A 5,378-nucleotide genomic window follows, 5' to 3' on the forward strand; every position below is an offset into this window, starting at 1 on the left:
CACCCGATCGCAATCAACGGGGGCCCGGTGCTCAAGACGCAACCCAACCTGCGGTATGCCACCGACGGGCGCACCGCTGCGGCGTTCGCGCTCGCCTGCCGGCAGGCCGGCGTGGCGTTGCAGCGTTACGAACACCGCGCCGACCTGCCGTGTGGTTCGACGATCGGCCCGATCACCTCGGCACGAACCGGCATCCCGACCGTCGACGTGGGCGCACCGCAATTGGCAATGCATTCAGCTCGCGAACTGATGGGCGCCGCCGACATCGCCGCGTATTCGGCTGCGCTGCAGGCCTTTTTGGCGCCGCAGTGACGCAGGGTTCAGCGCGCGGCGAGGAAGGCCGGTTCGTAGCGGATGACGTTTTCCACCACCATGCCGTTGCGGGTGCGGACCCGGTCGAGCCCGCGGATCCTAATCTGTCCGGCCGGGCCGGTGCCTTGGCCCACGTAGTGCAAGAACACCAGCTGCTCGCCCTCGGTGGCGCCGGGCACGGTCGCACTGTCAATGAGTTCGAGCCGCAGATCGGGTGCCGCGGTCAGTAATTCGGCGATCTTGGCCGTGTATGCCTCTTTGCCTCGCACGGGTTCCGGGTCTCCTGGCCAGTAGCCGACGATGTCGTCGGCCAGAACGTCAAACCCACGGGTCAGGGTCGGGGCGGCCCAATACGCCGCCCACAGCTCAGCGCTGAACATCGGGGCCGCTGAGTCGGAACTGGTTAGGCGCGAAGCGGACTGAATGTCGGTCATGGCTTCCTCCAAGGGTCGGGGCGCTCCGGTAGCGCCCGCCGCATCGAGCGTGCGTCGCCGGGTTGCGGCTGCACAATTACCTCGGAGGTCATCGCCGCCACGCATCGTTGCGATTACGGTTTCTTTGTGACCGACTCGACGGTTGGCGGATTACTACGCGGGTGGCGAGAGCGTCGCCGGGTGAGCCAGCTCGAGCTTTCGTTGCGGGTGGGCGTCTCGGCCCGGCATCTCAGCTTTATCGAAACCGGGCGCTCGCGTCCCAGCGCCGAGATGGTGCTCGCTCTGGCGGAGGGCCTCGACATCCCGTTGCGGGAACGCAACACACTGCTGTTGGCCGCCGGCTATGCCCCGCGCTATCCGTCACGCCCTCTGGAGCACGACGCGCTGACGCCGGCTCGTGTCGCCGTGCAGCGGCTGCTGGATGCGCACGATCCCTATCCCGGCATCGTCATCGACCGGTGCTGGAACATCGTCGGGGCCAACGCCGCGGCGGCGGCGCTGACCGCTGGCCTACCGCAGGGCTTGCTCGGGCCGCCTGCCAACGTCTACCGGCTGTCACTGCACCCCGACGGCCTCGCCGGCCGGACCCTGAACTTCGAGGAATGGGCGGGTTACCTGCTCCATCAGCTCCGGCGCACGATCGCGCTCACCGGCGACCCGGCGGTACAGGATATCCACGAGGAGGTGCGCGGCTATCCCGGTGTCGCGACCGCTGCGGCGGCATGGAACGCACCGCACGGCAACGCTTCGCTGCTGATTCCTTTGGAACTGGAAATGCCTGGTGGGCAACGCCTTTCGATGTTCACCACGCTGACGACGTTTGGCACGCCGCTCGACGTCACCCTCTCCGAACTGGCCGTCGAGTTGTTCTATCCCGCCGATGCCGCGAGCGCCGATCTGCTGCGCACTGCACGTGTCGGGTCCGTCGCGTGAGCGCGCTCAAGTAGCGTTGCCGCATGGCGCTCAACGTTGAGATGGTGACCTTCGACTGCTCCGACCCGGCTCGCCTGGCAGGCTGGTGGGCAGCTCAGTTCGACGGTACGACGCAGGAATTGATCCCCGGCGAATTCGTCGTGGTGGCCCGCCCGGAGGGCCCACGGCTGGGGTTTCAGAAGGTTCCCGATCCCACGCCGGGCAAGAACCGGGTGCACCTGGATTTCAGCGCCGCCGACGTCGATGCGGAAGTGAGCCGGCTGGAAGCCGCCGGGGCCAGCCGCATTGGCCAGCACAGGATCGGTGACAACTTTCGCTGGGTGGTGTTGGCTGACCCCGACGGCAACGCCTTCTGCGTCGCCGGGCGCTAGGCCCTGAACGCCTCTTCGAGCCGCCTGGCCAGCAGCTGCTCGGCCATCCGCGCGCCCTTGCGGCTGTCGGCCTGCGCCTTGCGGAACAGGTCGGCGACTTCGTTGTCGCCGTCGCGCTCGGCGTCCTGGATGTAGGTTTCCAGCCGCAGCGCGTTTTCCAGGCACTGCTCGGTGTACCAAATCAGGTTGTAGTTCTTGTCTTTGGTGCCGGTGACTTGTCCGGTCTCAGCGGTCATCGTCATCCTCCAATCGGACTCGGTCCTTTGTCCGGCTCCTGCTCGGGTCCCGCGTCCCGCATCATCGCCGGACTCTGTGCGGCTACCCATCCGTCACGGATGCAAACGTCTACCGCCGTGTGCGAACTCCCCGGATGATGGGGAATCTAGACTGTCTGCGTGACGTTCGGGCTCACGCACGCGGTCGATACCGTCGAGCGGGCCGCCGCCACCCCTGATCAGCCGCAACCCTTCCGCGAGCTGGGTCTCAAAGACGACGAATACCAGCGCATCCGCGAAATCCTGGGCCGCCGGCCAACCGATGTTGAACTGGCCATGTACTCGGTGATGTGGAGCGAGCACTGCTCCTACAAATCGTCGAAGGTGCACCTGCGCTACTTCGGCGAGACCACCACCGACGCGATGCGCGGCGGCTTGCTGGCGGGCATCGGGGAGAACGCCGGTGTCGTCGACATCGGTGACGGCTGGGCGGTCACCTTCAAAGTCGAATCGCACAATCACCCCTCCTACGTCGAGCCCTACCAGGGCGCGGCCACCGGTGTCGGCGGCATCGTCCGCGACATCATGGCCATGGGGGCGCGGCCCGTCGCCGTCATGGATCAGCTGCGTTTCGGCCCCGCCGACGCCCCGGACACCCGCCGCGTGGTCGACGGGGTGGTCCGCGGAATCGGGGGCTACGGCAATTCCCTGGGCCTACCAAACATCGGCGGCGAGACCGTCTTTGACGCCTGCTACGCGGGCAACCCGTTGGTCAACGCGTTGTGCGTCGGGGTGCTGCGCAAGGAGGACCTGCACCTGGCGTTCGCGTCCGGCACTGGAAACAAGATCATCCTGTTCGGCGCGCGCACCGGGCTCGACGGCATCGGCGGAGTGTCGGTGCTGGCGTCGGACACCTTCGGCGGCGACGAGGCCGGACCCGGACGCAAGAAGCTGCCGTCGGTTCAGGTCGGTGACCCGTTCATGGAAAAGGTGCTCATCGAATGCTGCCTGGAGCTGTACGCGGGCGGTCTGGTGATCGGCATCCAGGACCTCGGCGGGGCCGGATTAGCCTGCGCCACTTCGGAACTGGCCTCGGCGGGAGACGGCGGCATGGCGATCGAACTCGACACCGTGCTGCTGCGCACCAAGGGGATGACCGCCGCTGAGGTGCTGTGCAGTGAGTCGCAGGAGCGGATGTGCGCGGTGGTCGCGCCGGAGAACGTTGATGCTTTCCTGGCGGTGTGCCGCAAATGGGACGTGCTGGCCACGGTCATCGGTGAGGTCACCGACGGCGACCGGTTGCGCATCACCTGGCACGGGGAAACGGTGGTCGACGTGCCGCCGCGCACGGTGGCCCACGAGGGACCGGTGTACCAGCGTCCGCTCGCCCGCCCGGAGTCGCAGGACCACCTCAACGCCGACCGGTCCACCCGGTTGCCGCGGCCAACCACCGGCGACGAGCTGCGCGCGACTTTGCTTGCGCTGCTTGAAAGCCCGCATTTGTGTAGCCGCAGATTCATCACCGAACAGTACGACCGCTACGTGCGCGGCAACACCGTGCTGGCCGCGCATGCCGATGCGGGAATGCTGCGCGTCGACGAGTCCACCGGCCGAGGCATCGCGGTGGCCACCGACGCGTCCGGCCGCTACACGGCGCTGGATCCCTACGCCGGCGCCCAGCTCGCGTTGGCCGAGGCGTACCGCAACGTCGCCGTCACCGGGGCCACCCCGGTCGCGGTCACCAACTGCCTCAACTTCGGCTCACCAGAAGACCCGGCGGTGATGTGGCAATTCGCGCAGGCCGTCCGCGGCTTGGCCGATGGCTGTGCGGCCCTGGGGATTCCGGTGACGGGCGGCAACGTCAGCTTCTACAACCAGACGGGATCTACCCCCATCCTGCCGACCCCGGTGGTCGGTGTGCTCGGCGTCATCGATGACGTGCACCGGCGTATCCCCACCGCGATGGGCACCGAGGCGGGGGAGACGTTGATGCTGCTCGGCGACACCCGCGACGAATTCGACGGCTCGGTGTGGGCGCAGGTGAGCGCCGACCACCTCGGCGGGCTGCCACCCAAAGTCGACTTAGCCCGCGAGAAGCTGCTGGCCGATGTGCTGACCGCGGCGTCACGCGACGGGCTGGTCTCCGCGGCCCACGACCTGTCCGAGGGCGGCCTGGCCATCGCGGTGGTGGAGGCGGCGCTGGCGGGTGAAACCGGTTGCCGCATTGTGCTTCCCGACCGCACAGACCCGTTCGTCATGTTGTTCTCCGAGTCGCCGGGACGGGTGCTGGTCGCGGTGCCACGGACCGAAGAAAGCCGCTTCCGTTCGCTGTGCGAGGTGCGCGGGCTGCCTGCCGCGCGCATCGGGGTAGTCGACCCAGCATCGGATGCTGTCGACGTTCAGGGCTTGTTCACCGTATCCCTGGCCGAGCTGCGCGGCACCTCCGAAGAAGTGCTGCCCGCACTGTTCGGATGAGTATCCGGGCATGAGCACCCCCGTCCATGACGCCACAACCGAGCCGGCCACCGAACCGCGTGCGGCTGACGGGCGGCACCCGCTGGTGGTGTGGGCGTGGAGCTTGGTGCGGCTTCGATTTGGCGGGGTGGTTTTCGGCGCGCTGTTTTTCTGCTTGTCGCTGACGCCGTCGCTGCTGCCGAGAACCTGGCTGTTCCAGGGACTGATCGGCGGCATCAACGCCGCCTTCGGCTACGGGCTGGGTGTGCTGGTGGAAAAAGCCGCGCAGCGTTTTGTCTTGCGCAGCGCGCGCTGGTGGCCGCCACCAGCGCGGGTGTTGCTCGGCCTGAAGGCAGCTGTCGTCGTGATCGCGCCGGCGGCCGCTGTGCTGATGCTCATCCCAGCGGCCGCTTGGCAGCGGCAGGTCTCGGCGCTGATGGGTCTCCCGGGACCAACAACGTTGGGCTACCTGCGCACGCTGATCGTCGCAGTCGTGGTGAGCGCTCTGCTGGTAGCGACCTGCCGGGTGCTCATCGATGCAGTCAAGCTGCTGGCCCGGATGCTGATCAGGCGCTGGCATCTGCACAACGAGGTGGCGCTGTTCATCGGGACCACGATCGTCGTCGTGCTGCTGGTGACCTTGATCAACGGCGTCCTGG

6 protein-coding genes and 1 pseudogene are annotated in these 5,378 nt (G+C 67.5%); 5 read left to right on the top strand and 2 right to left on the bottom strand.

Translation table 11 applies throughout. From position 1 onward, the window contains the following. Positions 1 to 312, top strand: a pseudogene (locus VFA16_RS01035) (M18 family aminopeptidase); the annotation flags it as partial. A gap of 8 nt (positions 313 to 320) precedes the next feature. Here the strand turns inward: VFA16_RS01035 and VFA16_RS01040 are convergent. Beyond that, positions 321 to 746 (bottom strand): nuclear transport factor 2 family protein, encoded by a 426-nt coding sequence (locus tag VFA16_RS01040; protein ID WP_324966029.1) that lies wholly within the window; start codon positions 744 to 746, stop codon positions 321 to 323. A 126-nt stretch (positions 747 to 872) separates the two neighbouring features. On the opposite strand from VFA16_RS01040, the gene VFA16_RS01045 reads away from it, so the two are divergent. After that, positions 873 to 1,679, top strand: a complete 807-nt coding sequence (locus VFA16_RS01045; protein ID WP_324966030.1) for a helix-turn-helix transcriptional regulator — start codon at positions 873 to 875, stop codon at positions 1,677 to 1,679. 23 nt (positions 1,680 to 1,702) lie between these two features. Beyond that, positions 1,703 to 2,050 carry a VOC family protein gene (locus VFA16_RS01050; RefSeq protein ID WP_324966031.1) on the top strand — a complete coding sequence of 116 codons (348 nt, stop codon included), beginning with the start codon at positions 1,703 to 1,705 and terminating at the stop codon, positions 2,048 to 2,050. Here VFA16_RS01050 and VFA16_RS01055 read toward each other — a convergent pair. After that, the gene (locus VFA16_RS01055) at positions 2,047 to 2,292 is read right to left on the bottom strand and encodes a hypothetical protein (protein ID WP_324966032.1); all 246 of its coding nucleotides are present in this window, start codon (positions 2,290 to 2,292) and stop codon (positions 2,047 to 2,049) included. The two genes, VFA16_RS01050 and VFA16_RS01055, sit on opposite strands and share 4 nt — an antisense overlap. Positions 2,293 to 2,445: 153 nt before the next feature. On the opposite strand from VFA16_RS01055, the gene purL reads away from it, so the two are divergent. Both purL and VFA16_RS01065 read left to right on the top strand, forming a co-directional pair. Then, positions 2,446 to 4,740: a phosphoribosylformylglycinamidine synthase subunit PurL gene (purL, locus tag VFA16_RS01060; protein ID WP_324966033.1), complete on the top strand. Its 2,295-nt coding sequence runs from the start codon at positions 2,446 to 2,448 to the stop codon at positions 4,738 to 4,740. A gap of 10 nt (positions 4,741 to 4,750) precedes the next feature. Further along, a partial coding sequence (locus VFA16_RS01065) for an alpha/beta-hydrolase N-terminal domain-containing protein (protein ID WP_324966034.1) occupies positions 4,751 to 5,378 on the top strand: 628 nt, incomplete at its 3' end.

This window comes from Mycobacterium sp., from assembly GCF_035653355.1.
GTDB lineage: Bacteria > Actinomycetota > Actinomycetes > Mycobacteriales > Mycobacteriaceae > Mycobacterium.